We start from the raw sequence: 15669 nt of genomic DNA, 5'->3' as shown, positions 1-15669 counted from the left end.
GGGCTCTAGGCGGGCTCCCCCGAGAGGAACGGGCGCACGAACTCCGCGCCCCGGTCCCACAACAGCTCGTGCAGGGCCGTGAAGACCTCCGCCGAGCGGCTGCCCGGCCAGTCGTCCGGCAGGAGCTCCGCCGGGAGCACCGGGTCCGCGTACGGCAGCCGGCGCCAGGAGTCGAGGGCGAGGAGGTAGTCCCGGTAGGCGTCCTCGGGGCTCGCCGGCGCCGTCCGCCAGGCCCGCAGCACCGGCTCGTGGGCCGTGAGGAACTCCTCGTGGAGTGCGGCGATCGCCGGCAGGTCCCACCAGCGGGCCGCCGCCGCTGCCGTCGCCGCGTACCCCAGGTGGTCGCCCCTGAAGAGGTCCACGTACGGGGAGAGCTCCAGGCGCTCCAGGGCGTGCCTGGTCTCCTCGTACAGCCGCGCGGGTGCGATCCAGACGCCCGGTGCCGCCGTGCCGAAGCCGAGCCGGGCGAGCCGGGAGCGCAGCAGATGGCGCTTGTGCCGCTCGGCCTCGGGGACCGAGAAGACGGCGAGGACCCAGCCGTCGGAGAGCTTCGGCTCGGTACGGGCGTAGATGCGGCGGTCGCCGTCGTCGAGGAGTCGGCGGGCGTCCTCCGAGAGGGCGTATCCGGCGGCGCCGTCCGCCGTCCGGCGCGGCAGCAGCAGCCCGCGCCGCTTCAGACGCGACACCGAGGAGCGCACGGAGGGCGCGTCCACCCCGAGCACCGCGAGGAGCCGGATGAGCGCGGCCACCGGCACCGGCGACCCGTCGGGCGCACGACCGTACGCGCCGTACAGGGAGACGATGAGGGATCGGGGAGTGTGCTGCTCGGCCACGTGATCACTTTACGGGGTGATGGACACGTCATGCCCGGTCACACCGTGTCCCGCAGCCGGAAGCGCTGGAGCTTGCCCGTCGCCGTGCGCGGCAGCGCGTCCAGGAAGACGATCTCGCGGGGCGACTTGTACGGGGCGAGGCGGGCGCGGACGAAGGCCCGCAGCGCGGCGGCCGTGGTCGCGTCGCGCGGCACCCCGTCCCGTACCACCGTGTACGCCACGACGATCTGGCCGCGCAGCTCGTCCGGGCGGCCCACCACGGCCGTCTCCACCACGTCGGGGTGGTCGAGGAGCGCCTCCTCGACCTGCGGCCCGGCGATGTTGTACCCGGCCGAGATGATCATGTCGTCGGACCGTGAGACGTAGCGGAACCAGCCGTCGGGCTCGCGGACGTACGTGTCGCCCGTGACGTTCCAGCCCTCCCGGACGTACTCGGACTGGCGGGGATCGGCGAGATAGCGGCAGCCCACCGGCCCGCGCACCGCGAGCAGCCCCTCCTGGCCGTCCGGCACGTCCCGGCCGTCGCGGTCCACGACCCTGGCCTGCCAGCCGGGCACCGGGCGGCCGGTGGTGCCGGGGCGGATGTCGGCGTCGGCGGCGGAGATGAAGATGTGGAGGAGTTCGGTGGCGCCGATGCCGTTGATCAGACGGAGGCCGGTGCGGGTGTACCAGGCCTTCCAGGTCGCCTCCGGCAGGTTCTCCCCGGCGGAGACGCAGCGGCGCAGCGATCCCACGTCCGGGGCGGCGCCCTGGGCCATCTCGCCGAGCATGACCCGGTAGGCCGTCGGGGCGGTGAAGAGCACCGACACCCGGTGCCGCTCGATCGCCGCGAGCAGCTGCTTCGGCCCGGCCTGTTCCAGCAGGACCGCGCTCGCCCCGGCCCGCAGGGGGAAGACGACGAGCCCGCCCAGGCCGAAGGTGAAGGCGAGCGGCGGCGAACCGGCGAAGACGTCGTCGGGCAGCGGGCGCAGGACGTGCGCGGAGAAGGTGTCGGCGACGGCCAGGACGTCCCGGTGGAAGTGGACACAGCCCTTGGGCTGCCCGGTCGTGCCGGAGGTGAAGGCGATCAGGGCCACGTCGTCGGCGGCCGTCGCCACCGCCGGGTACGGGCCCGCGCGGCGGGCCGCGAGGGCGAGGAGGTCGTCCGGTCCTTCCCCGCCGAAGAGGGTGACGCGGAGCCCCGGGATCCGGGCCGCGAGGAGCTCGTCGACGGTGCGGGCGTCGCAGAGGGCGTGGGTGCAGCGGGCCGCCTCCGCCATGACGGACAGCTCGGGGGCGCGCTGCTGCGCGAGGACGGTGACGGCGATCGCGCCCGCCTTCATCACGGCGAGCCAGCAGGCGGCGAGCCAGGGGGTGGTGGGGCCGCGCAGCAGGACCCGGTTGCCGGGCAGGACCCGCAGATCGGAGGTGAGGACGTGGGCGATGCGGTCGACCCGGTCCTGGAGTTCCCCGTAGCTCCAGACGCCGCCCTCGCCGTCGTGGAAGGAGGGCCGGTCGGCGCCGAATCGTTCCACCGTACGGTCCAGGAGCTCGGCGCCGCAGTTGAGCCGGTCGGGGTAGGCCAGCTCGGGGAGGTCGAAGAGGAGACGCGGCCACCGGTCCGGCGGCGGCAGCCGGTCACGGGCGAAGGTGTCGAGGTGGGCCGAGGGTGTCAGCTCCATGAGTCCGTCCCCCTGTCGTGGTGGGGTCGCCCGTCGCTCCACGAGCGTATCGTGTTGGTGACGGCAGTCAACGGTTCGCGACAAGGGTGCCGGGGAGCACCCGGAGGACGGCGCCGGGCGGCGCCGGGACGCAGACGCCCGACGGGGTCAGGACGCAGACGCCCGACGGCGCAGGGACGAGGACGCCCGAGGGCGTCGGAGAGGGCCCACATGCCCGCATTCTCGCTCGATACGGCACAGATCACCTGGTGTGCGGAACTCCGCGCCCTCGCCGCCGAACGCCTGAAGCCCCTCGCCGAGAAGGGCGAACCCGGACGGGTCAACCGCCCCCTCGTCGCCGCCCTCGGCGAACACGGCCTCCTCGCCCGGCTCTTCGACGCGGGCGCCCTCGACCTCTGCCTCCTGCGTGAATCCCTCGCCAGGACCTGCACGGAGGCCGAGACCGCCCTCGCCCTCCAGGGTCTCGGCGCCCACCCCGTCGCCGCCTTCGGAACCCCCGCCCAGCGCGCCCGCTGGCTCCCCGAGGTCACCGCAGGACGGGCCGTCGCCGCCTTCGCGCTCTCCGAACCCGGCGCCGGCTCCGACGCGGCCGCCCTCGCCCTCGACGCCGTCCCCGACGGACGCGGCGGCTGGCACCTGCACGGCGAGAAACAGTGGATCTCCAACGCCCCCGAGGCCGACTTCGCCACCGTCTTCGCCCGCACCACCCGGGGCGCGGGAGCCAGGGGCGTCACCGCCTTCCTCGTCCCCGCCGGCCGGCCAGGACTCGGCGGCGAGCCCCTCGACATGCTCGCCCCGCACGCCCTCGGCACCCTCACCTTCGACGGCGTCCCCGTCGGCCCCGAGGACGTCCTCGGCGAACCCGACCGGGGTTTCCGGGTCGCCATGCACACCCTCAACCTCTTCCGGCCCAGCGTCGGCGCCTTCGCCGTCGGCATGGCCCAGGCCGCCCTGGACGCCGCCCTCGCCCACACCGCCGCCCGCCCCGCCTTCGGCGGCCGGCTCGCCGACCTTCAGGCCGTCGCCCACCGGATCGCCGAGATGGCCACCCGCACCGAGGCCGCCCGCCTCCTCGTGTACGCGGCGGCCACCGCGTACGACGCGGGCGACCCGGACGTGCCCCGGCGGTCCGCCATGGCCAAACTGCTCGCCACCGAGACCGCCCAGTACGTCGTCGACGCCGCCGTCCAGCTCCACGGCGCCCGCGCCCTGCAACGCGGCCACCTCCTGGAACACCTCTACCGCGAGGTCCGCGCACCCCGGATCTACGAGGGGGCGACCGAGGTCCAGCGCACGATCATCGCCAAGGAGCTGTACGCGTCCCACCGCCGACCGCAGGGACACCCGGCCGGCGGCCCCGCCACGGCACCGCACGAGGGCGGCCGTGAGGCGACACCGTACGAGGAGGAGCCGACCCCATGAGCCTGCACCGGCACAACCCCGCCGAACTCTCCCCGCCCAGCGGCTTCTCCCACGCCGTCACCGCCACCGGCACCCGGCTGGTCTTCCTCGCCGGACAGACCGCCCTCGACACGGCGGGCACCGTCGTGGGGGACACCCTGACCGAGCAGTTCACCACCGCACTCGCCAATCTCCTCACCGCCCTGCGGCACGCCGGCGGCACCCCCGCCGACCTCGCCCGCGTCACCGTCTACACCACCGACGTCGACGCCTACCGCGCCCAGGCCCATGAACTGGGCCGCGTCTGGCGCCGCTTGGCGGGCCGCGACTACCCGGCGATGGCGGTCATCGGAGTCGTACGCCTCTGGGACGAACAGGCGCTCGTGGAACTCGACGGCTTCGCGGTCCTCGACGAGACCGCACACGCTTGATCAACTGGTCACCCGCGCGGGCCGGGCTTAGTGTCGAAAGGTGGACTGACCGGCCCACGGATCACTCAGAGGCGAAGCTCCGAGGCGCCACCATGAGTACTCCCCAGCCGACGACACCGGCACAGACCGCCACCCAGAGGAACGGCAGTGACGGAAAGGGCATCGCCCTGTTCGTGATCGCGTCCTGCCAGCTCATGGTGGTCCTCGACATCACGATCGTGAACATCGCGCTCCCGCACATCCAGAGCGCGCTGGACTTCTCCACGACCAGTCTGGCCTGGGTCGTCAATGCCTACACCCTCACCTTCGGCGGCCTGCTGCTGCTCGGCGGCCGCGCCGGTGACATCCTGGGCCGGCGGCGGGTCTTCATCTTCGGTGTGCTGCTCTTCGGGCTCGCCTCGCTCTTCTGCGGACTCGCGCAGAGCGAATGGCAACTCCTCGCGGCCCGGGCGCTCCAGGGCGTCGGCGGCGCCATCGCCTCGCCGACCGCGCTCTCCCTCATCACCACGACGTTCGAGGAAGGCCCGGAGCGCAACCGGGCCTTCGGCGTGTTCGCGGCCGTCTCGGCCGGTGGCAGCGCGATCGGCCTGGTCGCGGGAGGCGTGCTCGTCCAATGGCTGGACTGGCGCTGGATCTTCTTCGTGAACGTCCCCATCGCCCTGCTCATCGCCTTCCTCACCCCCCGCCATGTCAAGGAGTCCGAGCGGCGCCCCGGCCACTTCGACTTCACCGGCGCTCTCACCTCCACGCTCGGCATGGTGGCCCTTGTCTACGGGTTCATCCGCGCCGCCCAGGAGGGCTGGCGAGACCCGTACACCATCGGCTCGTTCGCCGCGGCGGTGGTGCTCCTCGCCGTGTTCCTCCTCGTCGAACGGCGCTCCCGGCAACCCATCACGCCGCTGCGGATGTTCGGCGACCGCAACCGCTCCGGCACCTACGCCATCATGCTCTGCCTGGCGGCGGCGATCTTCGGGATGTTCTTCTTCCTCACGCTGTTCGTGCAACAGGTGCTGGACTTCAGCCCCTTGAGGACGGGCCTCGCGTTCCTGCCGGTGAGCGCGATCATCGCCGTCGCCGCGGGGCTCACGTCCACCCTGCTGCCCCGGTTCGGGCCGAAGCCCTTCATGGTGACGGGCTCGGTGCTCGCCGCGCTCGGCCTCTCCTGGCTGACCCTGACCGACGTGGACTCCACCTATCTCGGCAGCATCCTCGGACCGATCCTGGTCTTCGGCTTCGGCATGGGCTTCATGTTCGTCTCGCTGACCATCATGGCGCTGTCGAACGTCGAACAGCGGGACTCCGGCGCCGCGTCCGGCCTGCTCAACGCCACGCAGCAGGTAGGAGGTTCGCTGGGCCTCTCGATCCTGGTCACGGTCTTCGGCACGGCCAGCCGCACCGAGGCGGACAAGCAGGTCCCCGCGTTCCTCTCCCAGGCGGGTCCGCTGGAGAAGTCCCAGTTCGCCAGGACCGGCCAGCTCCCGCCCCCCTGGGCCGACGAGGTGCTGACCTCCGGAGTCTCCGCGGGCTTCGTCACGGCGGCGGTCTTCGCCGTGGTCGGCGCTCTGGTCGCGCTCTTCGTGATCCAGGTCCGGGCCTCGGACATCGAACGCCTCAAGGGCGGCATGGTGCCGCCCGGCTGAGCGCCCGCCCCGCTCCATGACGGGCGGGGCGGGCGGCGCGGCCGTTCAGGCCGTCACGGGGAGGCACTCGTCGAGCAGGCCGACGATGTCGCGCCAGGCCCGCCGCGCGTGCTCCGGGTGGTGGCCGACGCCGGGAACCACGTCCTGGTCGACCGGCGGGTGGTGGAAGGCGTGCAGGGCCCCGCCGTAGACCACGAGACGCCAGTCGACCCCCGCCGCCTGCATCTCCGCGGTGAAGGCGTCCCGTTGCGCGGCGGCCATGATCGGGTCCTCCGACCCGACCCCGGCCCACACGGGGCAGCGGATGCGTGCCGCCTCGCCCGGCCGGCCCGTGGTCAGCGCGTTGACCGTCCCGATCGCCCGCAGGTCGACGCCGGCGCGCCCGAGCTCCAGTACGACGGCGCCCCCGGTGCCGTAGCCGATGGCGGCGATCCGGCCGGGATCGGTCCGCGGTTCGGCGCGCAGCACGTCGAGCGCGGCGTGGCCGATGTCCCGCAGCCGGTCGGGGTCGGCGAGCAGCGGCATCGCGCGCGCCAGCATCTCCTGGGGGTCGGTGAACCAGCGCCCGCCGTGGAGGTCGAAGGCCAGGGCCACGTAGCCGAGTTCGGCCAGGGCGTCGGCCCGGCGGCGCTGGAAGTCGTTGAGGCCTGTTCCCTCGGGTCCGATCAGGACCGCGGGCCGGCGGTCGGTACCGGAGGGGAGGGCGAGGTGCCCGATCATCGTGAGGCCGTCGGCCGGGTATTCGACCGTGCGTGTGGTGACAGTCGTCATGAGACCGGACTGTACGGACGGCCGGGCCGGGGCGGGCGGGTCTTCACCGAGGGCGGAACCGCGAGTGGGGCCGGTGCCCGGGGCCGGGGGCGGCGTGGTCGAGCGATGCGGAACCGGCGTAATGAAAACGATTGTCATCCTGATATGGTCGGCGCACACCCGCTCGCCACGCCCCGAGGACCTCCCTTGCCCCGCCTGCCCGTACGCTCCGGCCTGCCCGGAAACAGCCCCGCGCCCCGTGCCCGCCGCCGGGCGCTGACCGCCCTCGCCCTCACCACCGCGGCCGTTACCCTTCTCACCGGCTGCTTCGCCGGCACGGGAGATACCGGACGGGACGGAAAGACCGGCGCCGGCCACGACGGCCGCCTCCGGGTCGCCATGATGCAGCCGCCCCGGTCCGGCCTCTCCCCGCTCTCCGACGACGCCTTCAAGCTGTCCCGGTGGTCCACCGCCGAGACCCTCGTCCGGCTCGACCGCGACGGCAACGCCGTACCCGCCCTCGCCACCACCTGGCGGCAGGCCGGCCCGACCTGGACCTTCACCCTGCGCGAGGGCGTGACCTTCCACGACGGAACCGCCCTCACCGCCGAAGCCGTCGTCCGCTCCCTGACCACCGCGGCCAAGGCCTCGCCCAAGCCCCGGATCCTCGACGGTGTCGCCCTCACCGCCCGCGCCACCGGCCCCCGCACCGTCACCGTCACCACCGGCACGGCCGACCCCCTCGTCCCCCAGCGGCTCAGCTCACCGCAGCTGTCGATCCTCGCCGCCAAGGCCTACCGGGGCGGGACGGTGAACCCGGTCGGCGCGGGCACCGGACCGTTCGTCCTGGTCCGCGCCGAGGGCGCCGCCGCCGCGACCCTCGACCGGTACGACTCCTACTGGGGCGGCCGCGCCAAGGCCTCCGGCATCGACGTGCGGTACGTCCCCGACGGCACCGCCCGGGCCGCCGCCCTGCGCAGCGGCGAGGTCGACATCGTCGAGGCCGTCCCCGTCTCCCAGGCCCGCCTCCTCGACCCGGAACTGATCACCGAGGTTCCCATGCCCCGGACCAACACCCTCTACCTCAACACCCGCAGGGGCCCGTTCAAGGACCCGGCCCTCCGCGCCGCCGCCCGGCAGGCCGTCGACGCGCGCGCCCTCGTCGAGGGGGTGTACGAAGGCCGGGCCGACGTCGCCGGCGGACTCCTCGGCCCCGCCCTGCCCTGGGCGGCCGAACTGCGCACACCCGTCCGCCGCGCCCAGGAGCCCGCCGCCCCCAAGGGCGCCACGATCACCATCGGCACCTTCACCGACCGGGCGGAGCTCCCCGAGGTCGCCCAGCTCCTCCAACAGCAGCTCCAGAAGGCCGGCTTCACCGTGAAGCTCGACGTACGGGAGTACGCCACCATCGAAGCCGACGCGCTCGCCGGGAAGTTCGACGCCTTCGTCCTCTCCCGCGCCACGGTCCTCGACTCCGGCGACCCCGCCGCGTACCTGTACAGCGACTTCGCCGGCGACGGCTCCTTCAACATCGCCCAGCTCGCCGACCCCGCCGTCGACCGGGCGCTCACCACCGCCACCGGCACGGCGACCGGCGAACCCCGCCGCCGGGCCGTGATCGCCGCCGAGGCCGCCGTACTCGCCACCGACGCGGCCGTACCGATGCTGCACGAACGCGTCATCCAGGGCGACGCGGCCACGGTCGTGGACGCCGCGCACGACCCGCGCGAGCGCGAACTCGTGACCGTGGACACCCACATCCGGTGAGGTCCCCGTCGATGACCACCCTGGCCGCCCGGGTGCTCGTGGCCAAGGCCCTGACGGTCAAAACCCTCCTGACGAAGGCCCGCCCATGAACCACCCCAAGGGAGAACAGCCCTCGACGACCCCGACGCCGGGGAAGCGGGGGACGACGCACGCGCCGGGCGGGCCGGGGGCGGAGAGCGCCCCGGCGGGGCCGAGTGCGGTGATCGCCCCGGTCGGGCCGAGTGCGGCGGACGCCTCGGTCGGGCCGAGTGCGGCGAGTGCCCTCAGCGGGAGGGACACGGCGCCCGGCCGCCGGCGGCGCCACCGGGGCATCCCGCCCCGGTGGCGGCCCGTCCTCGCGGCCGCCGGCGGACGAGGGATCGCCCTGACTCTCCTCGTGGCCGTCGTCGGGCTGCTGCCGTGGCTCTCCGGCAAGGACCCCGCCCTCGGCCTGCTGCGCGCCCGGTCCGCCGAGCAGGCGCCCACCCCCGAGGCGCTCGCCGCCATCCGCGCCGATCTCGGGCTCGACGCCGGGCCGTCGGGGCTCCTCGGCGGCTGGGCCGCCGGGCTGCTCCGGGGCGACCTCGGCGTCTCCTGGGTCTCCGGGACCGACGTCGCACCCTCGGTCCTGGGCGGCCTCGGGGTGTCGCTGACCCTGATGGGCGCGGCGCTCGTCGTCGCGACCGCCGTCGGCGCGCTGCTCGCCGTGCCCGCGCTCGTACGGGGCAGGGCGACGACGGGCACCGTGGCCGCCGTGCTCACGTCGCTGCCCGAGTTCCTGCTCTCCCTCACGCTGCTGATCGTCGCCGGAGTGTGGCTCGGTCTGCTGCCCACCTCCGGCTGGGCAGGACCGTCCCACATGGTGCTGCCCGCGCTCGCCCTCGGCGTCCCGGCGGGCGCGCTCCTCGGCCGGCTCGTCGCCGACGCCGTCCCCGCCGTCCTCGACGAGCCGTGGGTGGAGCTGTGGCGCGGCGCGGGCACCAGTCGTGCCCGGATCACGCGGGCCGCGCTCCGCCGCGCCCTGCCGCCGCTCGTCCCGCAGATCGGTCTCGTGGTCGTCGGGCTCACCGGCGGCGCCGTCGCCGTGGAGACCGTCTTCGCGGTCCCCGGCATCGGCCGTACGGCCCTCGGCGCGGCGAAGGCGCAGGACCTGCCGCTGCTCCAGGGCTGCGTGCTCGCTCTCCTCGTCCTCGGCCTGCTGGTCGGCGGCGCCGCCTCGCTCGTGCGGCGCCGGCTGCTCGGGCCCGCGTTGCGCGAGGCGGGACTGAGCCTGCCGCCGCCCCGGCCGACGAGGGTGTCCGTCGCCGTCCCGCTGCTCCTGACCGCCGTGCTCGCGGGGGTGATCGGCTGGGGCCTGTTCCGCGACCCGTACGCCGTGGACGTCGCCTCCCGGCTCGCCGGCCCGTCCGCCGCGCACCCGCTGGGCGCGGACGCGCTCGGCCGGGACGTTCTCGCCCGCCTCGGGCACGGCGCCGCCGCGACCGTCGGCACCGCCGCCGCGGTGACCGCGCTGAGCTGTCTGATCGCCCTCGCGCTGGGCTTCCTGCCGGGTACGGCGGCCGGGCTCTCGGACATCGCCAACGCACTGCCTCCGGTGATCGTCGGGCTGCTCGTCGCCGCCGCCACCGGCCCCGGCGCGGGCACGGCCGCGCTCGCCGTGACCCTGATCTCCTGGCCGCCGCTCGCCGCCCACGCGGCCGCCCTGGCCCAGGAGGTACGCGCCTCACGTTTCCTCCAGGCCCAGCGCGCCCTGGGCGCGGGCCCGTGGTGGATCGCGACGCGGCACGTGCTGCCCTCGGTCGCGGGCCCGGTGGCCCGTCACGCGGTGCTGCGGCTGCCCGGCATCGCCCTCGCCCTCGCCTCGCTGGGCTTCCTCGGCCTCGGCGCCCAGCCGCCCTCGCCCGAGTGGGGCCTGCTCCTCGACGAGTCGGCCGACTACGTCGAACGGGCCCCCGTCGCCGCGCTGGCCCCGGCCGTGGCCCTCGCCCTGCTCGCCGCGCTCGCCGTCCGCCTCTCCCACGCCGCTCCGGTCCGCGGCGGTTCCCGTACTTCCAGGAAGGCCCGCTCCCTTGCCGCCCCCCTCTCCTGAACCGCTCCTCTCCGTCGACGACCTCCGCGTCTCGTTCCCCGGGGCGGCCCCCGCCGGTGTCGAGGTCGTGCGCGGGGTCCGTTTCGAGGTGTACGCGGGCGAGGTCTTCGCCCTGGTCGGCGAGTCCGGCGCGGGCAAGTCGCTGACGGCCCGCGCGCTGCTCGGCATGGCGCCCCGCACGGCGACGGTCACCGGCCGGATCCTGCTCCACGGCGCCCCCGTCACCGCGGCCGACCTCGGCCGCCGTATCGCCCGGATCCCGCAGGACGCCCTGTCTGCCCTCTCGCCCGTCCACCGGGTCGAGGACCAACTGGCCCTGGCCGTACGGTCCGTCCAGGGGCTCGGCCGTCGCGAGGCGCGGGCGGCCGCCCGGCGGGCGCTCGCCGACACCGGCCTCGCACCGGAAGCCGCCGCCGCGTACCCGCACGCGCTGTCGGGCGGCATGCGTCAGCGTGCCGTGATCGCCATGGCCCTGGTCAACGGGCCCGACCTCGTCGTCGCCGACGAACCGACCACGGCCCTCGACCCCGACCGCCAGGAGTGGATCCTCACCCTCCTGAAGGAGCGGTGCGCGGCGGCCGGGGCCGCTCTGCTGCTCGTCACCCACGACCTGGAGGCGGTACGCCGCCACGCCGACCGGACGGCCGTCCTGTACGCGGGCCGGGTCACCGAACTCGGCGCCGTGGAACGCGTACTGGAGCACCCGGCGGCCCCGTACACCCGTGCCCTCCTCGCCTCCCTCCCCACGGCCGGGCTTCCGCACCGCTCGCGGCTGCCCGTCCTCGCCGGAGCGCCACCGGTCCCCGGTGCCACGGGCGAGGGCTGCGCCTTCGCGCCCCGCTGCCCGGACGCCACCGCCCTCTGCCGGCGCGAGGACCCCGGACCGAGGACCGTCCACGGGCGCGGGGTCGCCTGCCACCACCCTCCCGGGGAGACCGCGTGAACGCCCTGCTCCAGGTCCGCGACCTCGTCGTACGGTACGGAGACCGCACCGCGGTCGACGGGGTGTCGTTCGACGTGGCGGCCGGCGAGACCGTCGGCCTCGTCGGTCCCTCCGGCTGCGGCAAGTCGACCACGGCCGCGGCCGTCCTGCGGCTGCTGCGCCCCGACGCCGGCTCGGTCCGGTTCGACGGCGTCGAGCTCACGACCCTGCCGGACCGCGAACTGCGGCCGCTGCGCCCCCGGTTCCAGCCGGTCTTCCAGGACCCGTACGGAGCGCTCAGCCCGCGCCGCCGCATCCGCGACCAGATCGCCGAACCCCTGCGGGTGCACGGGCGCTGGACGCGGGCGGACGGCCCCGTCCGCGTCGCCGAACTCCTCGGTCTCGTCGGCCTCGACCCCACGCACGGCGACCGGCTGCCCCACGAGCTCTCCGGCGGGCAGTGCCAGCGCGCCGGGATCGCCCGCGCCCTGGCCACCCGACCGGAACTCCTCGTGCTCGACGAACCGACCTCCGCCCTCGACCCCTCCCTGCGCGCCGGCGTCCTCAACCTCCTGATGGACCTTCAGGACACCCTGGGAGTCGGATGCCTCCTCATCTCCCACGACAGGGCGGCGGTGCGGCACACCTGCGACCGCGTCCTGACCATGCGCGACGGAAAGCTCACCGCGTGACCCCCCTCACCCGCCTGCTCATCTCCAGCCAGTTCGCCTTCAACGTCGGCTTCTTCGCCGTCCTCCCGTACCTCGCCGACCATCTCGGCGGCGCCCTCGGACTCGGCGGCGCGCTCGTCGGACTCGTCCTGGGCCTGCGGACGTTCAGCCAGCAGGGCCTGTTCGTCGTCGGCGGGGCCCTCACCGACCGGTACGGCCCCCGCCCCCTCGTCCTGGTGGGCTGCGCCCTCCGGATCGCCGGCTTCGTCTGGCTCGCCCTCGCGGCGAGCGCCTGGACGGTGATCGGCGCGGTCGTCCTCGTCGGCTTCGCCGCCGCCCTCTTCTCCCCGGCCGTCGAGTCCGAGATCGCCCGCGAGGCGCTCCGCGTCGAACGCTCCGGCGGCCCCCGCCGCACCCGGACCCTGGCCCGCTTCTCCGCCGGCGGACAGGCCGGCGCCCTCCTCGGCCCCGTCATCGGCGCGCTGCTCCTGCACGGGGCGGGCGACGCCCACTTCCGTACCGCCTGCCTGGCCGGGGCGGGCGTCTTCGCCGTGGTCCTCGCCGCCCACGCACGGCTGTTGCCCCGCGGCGGCGGCCGGGAACGGAGCCCGGGGGAGTGGCGGGCGGTCCTCGGCGAGCGGCGCTTCCTCCGTCTCGCCCTCGCCTACTCCACCTACCTCCTCGCCTACAACCAGCTCTATCTGGCCCTCCCCGCCGAACTGGACCGCGCCACCGGTTCCCAGGCCGCCCTCGGCTGGCTGTTCGCTCTCTCCTCAGCCCTCGTCGTGTTCGGCTCGGGTCCCCTGGAACGGCTCGCGTCCGCCCGGCTCGACAGCCCGGCCATGGTCCGCGCCGGACTGTTCCTGACGGCCGCCGCGTTCGCCGCGACCGCGGCCCTCGGCTCGTACGGCGGCCTCTGGGCGGCCGTCACCTTCACCGTCCTCCTCACCCTCGGCCAGATGCTGGTCCTGCCCGCGACCCGGGCCCTCCTCCCGGACCTCGTCGACGAGCGCCACCTGGGCCTGGCGACCGGAGCCCTCTCCTCACTCGCCGGCCTCGTGGTCCTCGCCGCGGCGGCCCCGGTGGGCGCCCTCCTGGACCACCGGGGCCCCACCCCCTGGCTGCTGCTCGCGGCAACCCCGCTCCTCGGCCTCACCCTCGTACCCGCCGGACCCGGCACCGCGAAGGCCGGCCCCAGGGCGGGAACGACTACGGCCGTTCCTGCCAGTGAGCAACGAGGGTTGTGGCGCCGGGCGTCGGGCGGCGGAAGCCGCGGGTGAGGCAGAGCAGGTAGCCGAAGCCGGCGGCGAGCCAGCAGCCGCCGATCGTCAGGGCGACCGAGCTGAGCTGCGTCATCAGGTAGAGGGTGACGCACACACCGAGTGCCGGGACGACGACGTAGCCGAGCACGTTCACGCCGTCCGCGCCGCGGTTGCGCACGAAGAACACGACGACGCACACGTTGACGACGGTGAAGCCGAGGAACGCGCCGAAGTTGATGAACGAGGTCGCGGTCTCCAGGGAGATGCCGAGGCCGATCAGGCTGACCGTGCCGGTCAGGACGAGACACAGCACCGGGGTCCCGGTTCGGGCGTTCAGCGCGCCGAAGATCCGCTTCGGCAGCACTCCGTCGCGGCCCATGATGTACAGCAGCCGGCTGGAGCTGAGCTGGACCGCGAGCCCCGAGGCGAAGCCGCCGGCGATCCCGGCGATGTTGGTCCAGTCCGCGAAGGCCTGGCCGCCGACCTCGACGGACATCGTGTACGCGACGATCTCCGGGTCGTCGAAGATGCCGCCGGGGTGGACCAGTTGCATCACGTAGGCGACGGCCGCGAACAGCAGGCCGCCGATCGCGATCACCAGGACGACGGCGCGTGGGATGGTTCGCCGGGCATCCCGCGCTTCCTCGGAGAGCGTGGTCACGGCGTCGAAGCCGAGGTAGGAGTACGCGGCGATGGCGGCCGCGGCCGAGATGCCGGCGAGCCCGCTCTCCGCGTTCCAGAGCGGCGCGGTGTACGACTGCGGCGGCTGGTCGACGAGGTGGACGAGGCAGTACGCGACGAACAGCAGGACCAGGAACACGGCGAGGCCGGTCAGGACCTTGTTGACGCGGTCGGTCAGGGTGAGGCCGACGATGTTGACCAGTGTCGTCAGCCCGGCGTTGATCAGCATCCAGACCCAGACCGGGATGCCCGGGAACTGCGCGTTGAGGTAGAGCGACTGGACCAGCCAGGCGACCATCGGCAGGAACAGGTAGTCCAGGAGCACCGCCCAGCCGACCAGGAAGCCCACCCGGGAGCCGATCAGCTTCCGCGCGTACGAGTACGCCGAGCCGGACATCGGGAAGTGGCGGGCCATCTTCGCGTAGCCCAGCGCGGTCAGGAACATGGCGCCCGTGGCGACGAGGAAGGCGGTGGGCGCGGTGCCGGCGCTCACCGCGGCGATCACGCCGAAGATCACCATCACGAGGCTGGGCGCCATGTACGCGAGACCGAAGGTCACCACCGAGGCGAGCGAGAGGCGGCCGGTGAGGCGGCCGGGCTCGGCGGGGGCGGCGGCGGTCCGGATGTCCTGCGTCCTGCTCATCGGGCCACGTCCTCTCCGGCGGGAGCAGCCACGGCCGGGGCCGCGGGCCGCAGGCCCTCCGGGATCCACGGGGAGACAGCGGGCCGCCAGGTCTTCGGGTCGATACGGCCGTTGTAGAGGGGCAGCTCCAGCGGCGTGTCGTCGGCCGTGAAGTGGTCCCACGGCCAGGAGTCGCCGCCCGTGCCGTGCTTCCGCACGGCCGCGACCCGGTCGAGGTCGACGACGGCGAGCAGGGTGGTGTCCTCGGTGCCGACGGCGGCTACCTGAACGTGTCCCTCGGGGTCGACCAGCAGGCTCCGGCCCTGCGCGGTCGGGACCGCGCCGTTCACGCTTGCCACCCAGACCTGGTTGACGATGGCGTTCGCCGTGTTGATCGGGATCTCCTGGGCGCGGCCGGACGTCGCGGTCTGCACGACGTTGACGATCAGCTCAGCGCCCATCCAGGCGAGATGCCGGGTGACCTCGGGGTACCAGGAGTCGTAGCAGACCGACAGGCCGATCCGGCCGGTGCCCGGCATGTCGAAGACGACGAACTCCCGGCCGACGCACATGGGCTCGTAGGGGCGCCAGGTGAAGATCTTCCGGTAGTGGGCGACAAGCTCCCCGTCCGGGCTGTAGACGACGGCGGTGTTGTACACCTTCCCGTCCGCGCCGCGCTCCAGGACGGTCCCGGGGATCAGCCAGATCCCCAGCTCGCGGGCGAGCGCGCCGAGCGCCGTGCCGCGCGGGCCGTCGAGGGGCTCCGCGTACGTCTCGTAGTACGCGTCGAGGGTGGTCATCGTCTCTACGCCCTCGGAGCACAGGTGCAGCTCGGGGTAGACGACGAGATCGGCCCGGTTGGGCGACTTCATGCGCAGCCGGAGGCCCTCGGCGAACTGCTCGAAGGACTCGGCCGGGGCCTGCACGAGGGCGAGGCGTATGTGCCGGCTCATGGGTTTC

The 15669-nt window shown here is 74.3% G+C and carries 13 protein-coding genes; 8 read left to right on the top strand and 5 right to left on the bottom strand.

What is annotated here, in order from left to right; translation table 11 throughout:
• Window positions 1-5: 5 nt before the first annotated feature.
• On the bottom strand, window positions 6-833 hold the full coding sequence (locus ACFVYX_RS12295) for a PaaX family transcriptional regulator C-terminal domain-containing protein (protein ID WP_389681259.1): 828 nt from the start codon (window positions 831-833) through the stop codon (window positions 6-8).
• A gap of 38 nt (window positions 834-871) precedes the next feature.
• Complete coding sequence (locus tag ACFVYX_RS12290) at window positions 872-2494, bottom strand: AMP-binding protein (protein WP_389681258.1); 1623 nt, start codon at window positions 2492-2494, stop codon at window positions 872-874.
• Between the two features lie 210 nt (window positions 2495-2704).
• Between ACFVYX_RS12290 and ACFVYX_RS12285 the strand changes: the two genes are divergently transcribed.
• From ACFVYX_RS12285 to ACFVYX_RS12275, 3 genes are all read left to right on the top strand, one after another.
• Window positions 2705-3916, top strand: a complete 1212-nt coding sequence (locus tag ACFVYX_RS12285) for an acyl-CoA dehydrogenase family protein (protein WP_389681257.1) — start codon at window positions 2705-2707, stop codon at window positions 3914-3916.
• Window positions 3913-4326 (top strand): RidA family protein, encoded by a 414-nt coding sequence (locus tag ACFVYX_RS12280; protein WP_389681256.1) that lies wholly within the window; start codon window positions 3913-3915, stop codon window positions 4324-4326. The genes ACFVYX_RS12285 and ACFVYX_RS12280 overlap by 4 nt, the downstream gene beginning before the upstream one ends.
• A 92-nt stretch (window positions 4327-4418) precedes the next feature.
• Window positions 4419-5966, top strand: a complete 1548-nt coding sequence (locus ACFVYX_RS12275; protein WP_389681255.1) for an MFS transporter — start codon at window positions 4419-4421, stop codon at window positions 5964-5966.
• Between the two features lie 45 nt (window positions 5967-6011).
• Here ACFVYX_RS12275 and ACFVYX_RS12270 read toward each other — a convergent pair whose 3' ends face one another.
• Window positions 6012-6737: a dienelactone hydrolase family protein gene (locus ACFVYX_RS12270; protein ID WP_389681254.1), complete on the bottom strand. Its 726-nt coding sequence runs from the start codon at window positions 6735-6737 to the stop codon at window positions 6012-6014.
• A gap of 255 nt (window positions 6738-6992) precedes the next feature.
• Here ACFVYX_RS12270 and ACFVYX_RS12265 point away from each other — a divergent pair, with 255 nt between their 5' ends.
• The 5 genes from ACFVYX_RS12265 to ACFVYX_RS12245 all read left to right on the top strand — a co-directional run bounded on the left by ACFVYX_RS12265 (window position 6993) and on the right by ACFVYX_RS12245 (window position 13424).
• A complete protein-coding gene (locus ACFVYX_RS12265) occupies window positions 6993-8483 on the top strand; it encodes an ABC transporter substrate-binding protein (protein ID WP_389681541.1) in 1491 nt (496 codons plus the stop codon).
• A gap of 85 nt (window positions 8484-8568) precedes the next feature.
• Complete coding sequence (locus ACFVYX_RS12260) at window positions 8569-10551, top strand: ABC transporter permease subunit (protein WP_389681253.1); 1983 nt, start codon at window positions 8569-8571, stop codon at window positions 10549-10551.
• Complete coding sequence (locus ACFVYX_RS12255; RefSeq protein ID WP_389681252.1) at window positions 10532-11494, top strand: ABC transporter ATP-binding protein; 963 nt, start codon at window positions 10532-10534, stop codon at window positions 11492-11494. The genes ACFVYX_RS12260 and ACFVYX_RS12255 overlap by 20 nt, the downstream gene beginning before the upstream one ends.
• Window positions 11491-12165, top strand: coding sequence for an ATP-binding cassette domain-containing protein (locus ACFVYX_RS12250; RefSeq protein WP_389681251.1), 675 nt, complete (start codon window positions 11491-11493; stop codon window positions 12163-12165). The genes ACFVYX_RS12255 and ACFVYX_RS12250 overlap by 4 nt, the downstream gene beginning before the upstream one ends.
• Window positions 12078-13424 carry an MFS transporter gene (locus ACFVYX_RS12245; RefSeq protein ID WP_389681250.1) on the top strand — a complete coding sequence of 449 codons (1347 nt, stop codon included), beginning with the start codon at window positions 12078-12080 and terminating at the stop codon, window positions 13422-13424. The genes ACFVYX_RS12250 and ACFVYX_RS12245 overlap by 88 nt, the downstream gene beginning before the upstream one ends.
• On the opposite strand, the gene ACFVYX_RS12240 is transcribed toward ACFVYX_RS12245, so the two are convergent.
• Window positions 13354-14730, bottom strand: coding sequence for an APC family permease (locus tag ACFVYX_RS12240; RefSeq protein WP_389681249.1), 1377 nt, complete (start codon window positions 14728-14730; stop codon window positions 13354-13356). The two genes, ACFVYX_RS12245 and ACFVYX_RS12240, sit on opposite strands and share 71 nt — an antisense overlap.
• Window positions 14727-15662 carry a carbon-nitrogen hydrolase family protein gene (locus ACFVYX_RS12235; protein WP_389681248.1) on the bottom strand — a complete coding sequence of 312 codons (936 nt, stop codon included), beginning with the start codon at window positions 15660-15662 and terminating at the stop codon, window positions 14727-14729. The genes ACFVYX_RS12240 and ACFVYX_RS12235 overlap by 4 nt, the downstream gene beginning before the upstream one ends.
• Window positions 15663-15669 lie beyond the last annotated feature (7 nt).

Source organism: Streptomyces sp. NPDC058326, from assembly GCF_042879855.1.
Classification (GTDB): domain Bacteria; phylum Actinomycetota; class Actinomycetes; order Streptomycetales; family Streptomycetaceae; genus Streptomyces.
Note: the sequence above shows the minus strand (reverse complement) of the source record. Positions and strands in the feature narration are given on the sequence as shown.

Excerpts from the sequence above, each read along its gene's own strand:
- ACFVYX_RS12275 (WP_389681255.1), top strand. The coding sequence starts at position 4,419 with ATGAGTACTCCCCAGCCGACGACACCGGCACAGACCGCCACCCAGAGG.
- ACFVYX_RS12270 (WP_389681254.1), bottom strand. The coding sequence starts at position 6,737 with ATGACGACTGTCACCACACGCACGGTCGAATACCCGGCCGACGGCCTC.
- ACFVYX_RS12290 (WP_389681258.1), bottom strand. The coding sequence starts at position 2,494 with ATGGAGCTGACACCCTCGGCCCACCTCGACACCTTCGCCCGTGACCGG.
- ACFVYX_RS12280 (WP_389681256.1), top strand. The coding sequence starts at position 3,913 with ATGAGCCTGCACCGGCACAACCCCGCCGAACTCTCCCCGCCCAGCGGC.
- ACFVYX_RS12240 (WP_389681249.1), bottom strand. The coding sequence starts at position 14,730 with ATGAGCAGGACGCAGGACATCCGGACCGCCGCCGCCCCCGCCGAGCCC.
- ACFVYX_RS12245 (WP_389681250.1), top strand. The coding sequence starts at position 12,078 with ATGCCTCCTCATCTCCCACGACAGGGCGGCGGTGCGGCACACCTGCGA.
- ACFVYX_RS12260 (WP_389681253.1), top strand. The coding sequence starts at position 8,569 with ATGAACCACCCCAAGGGAGAACAGCCCTCGACGACCCCGACGCCGGGG.
- ACFVYX_RS12235 (WP_389681248.1), bottom strand. The coding sequence starts at position 15,662 with ATGAGCCGGCACATACGCCTCGCCCTCGTGCAGGCCCCGGCCGAGTCC.
- ACFVYX_RS12285 (WP_389681257.1), top strand. The coding sequence starts at position 2,705 with ATGCCCGCATTCTCGCTCGATACGGCACAGATCACCTGGTGTGCGGAA.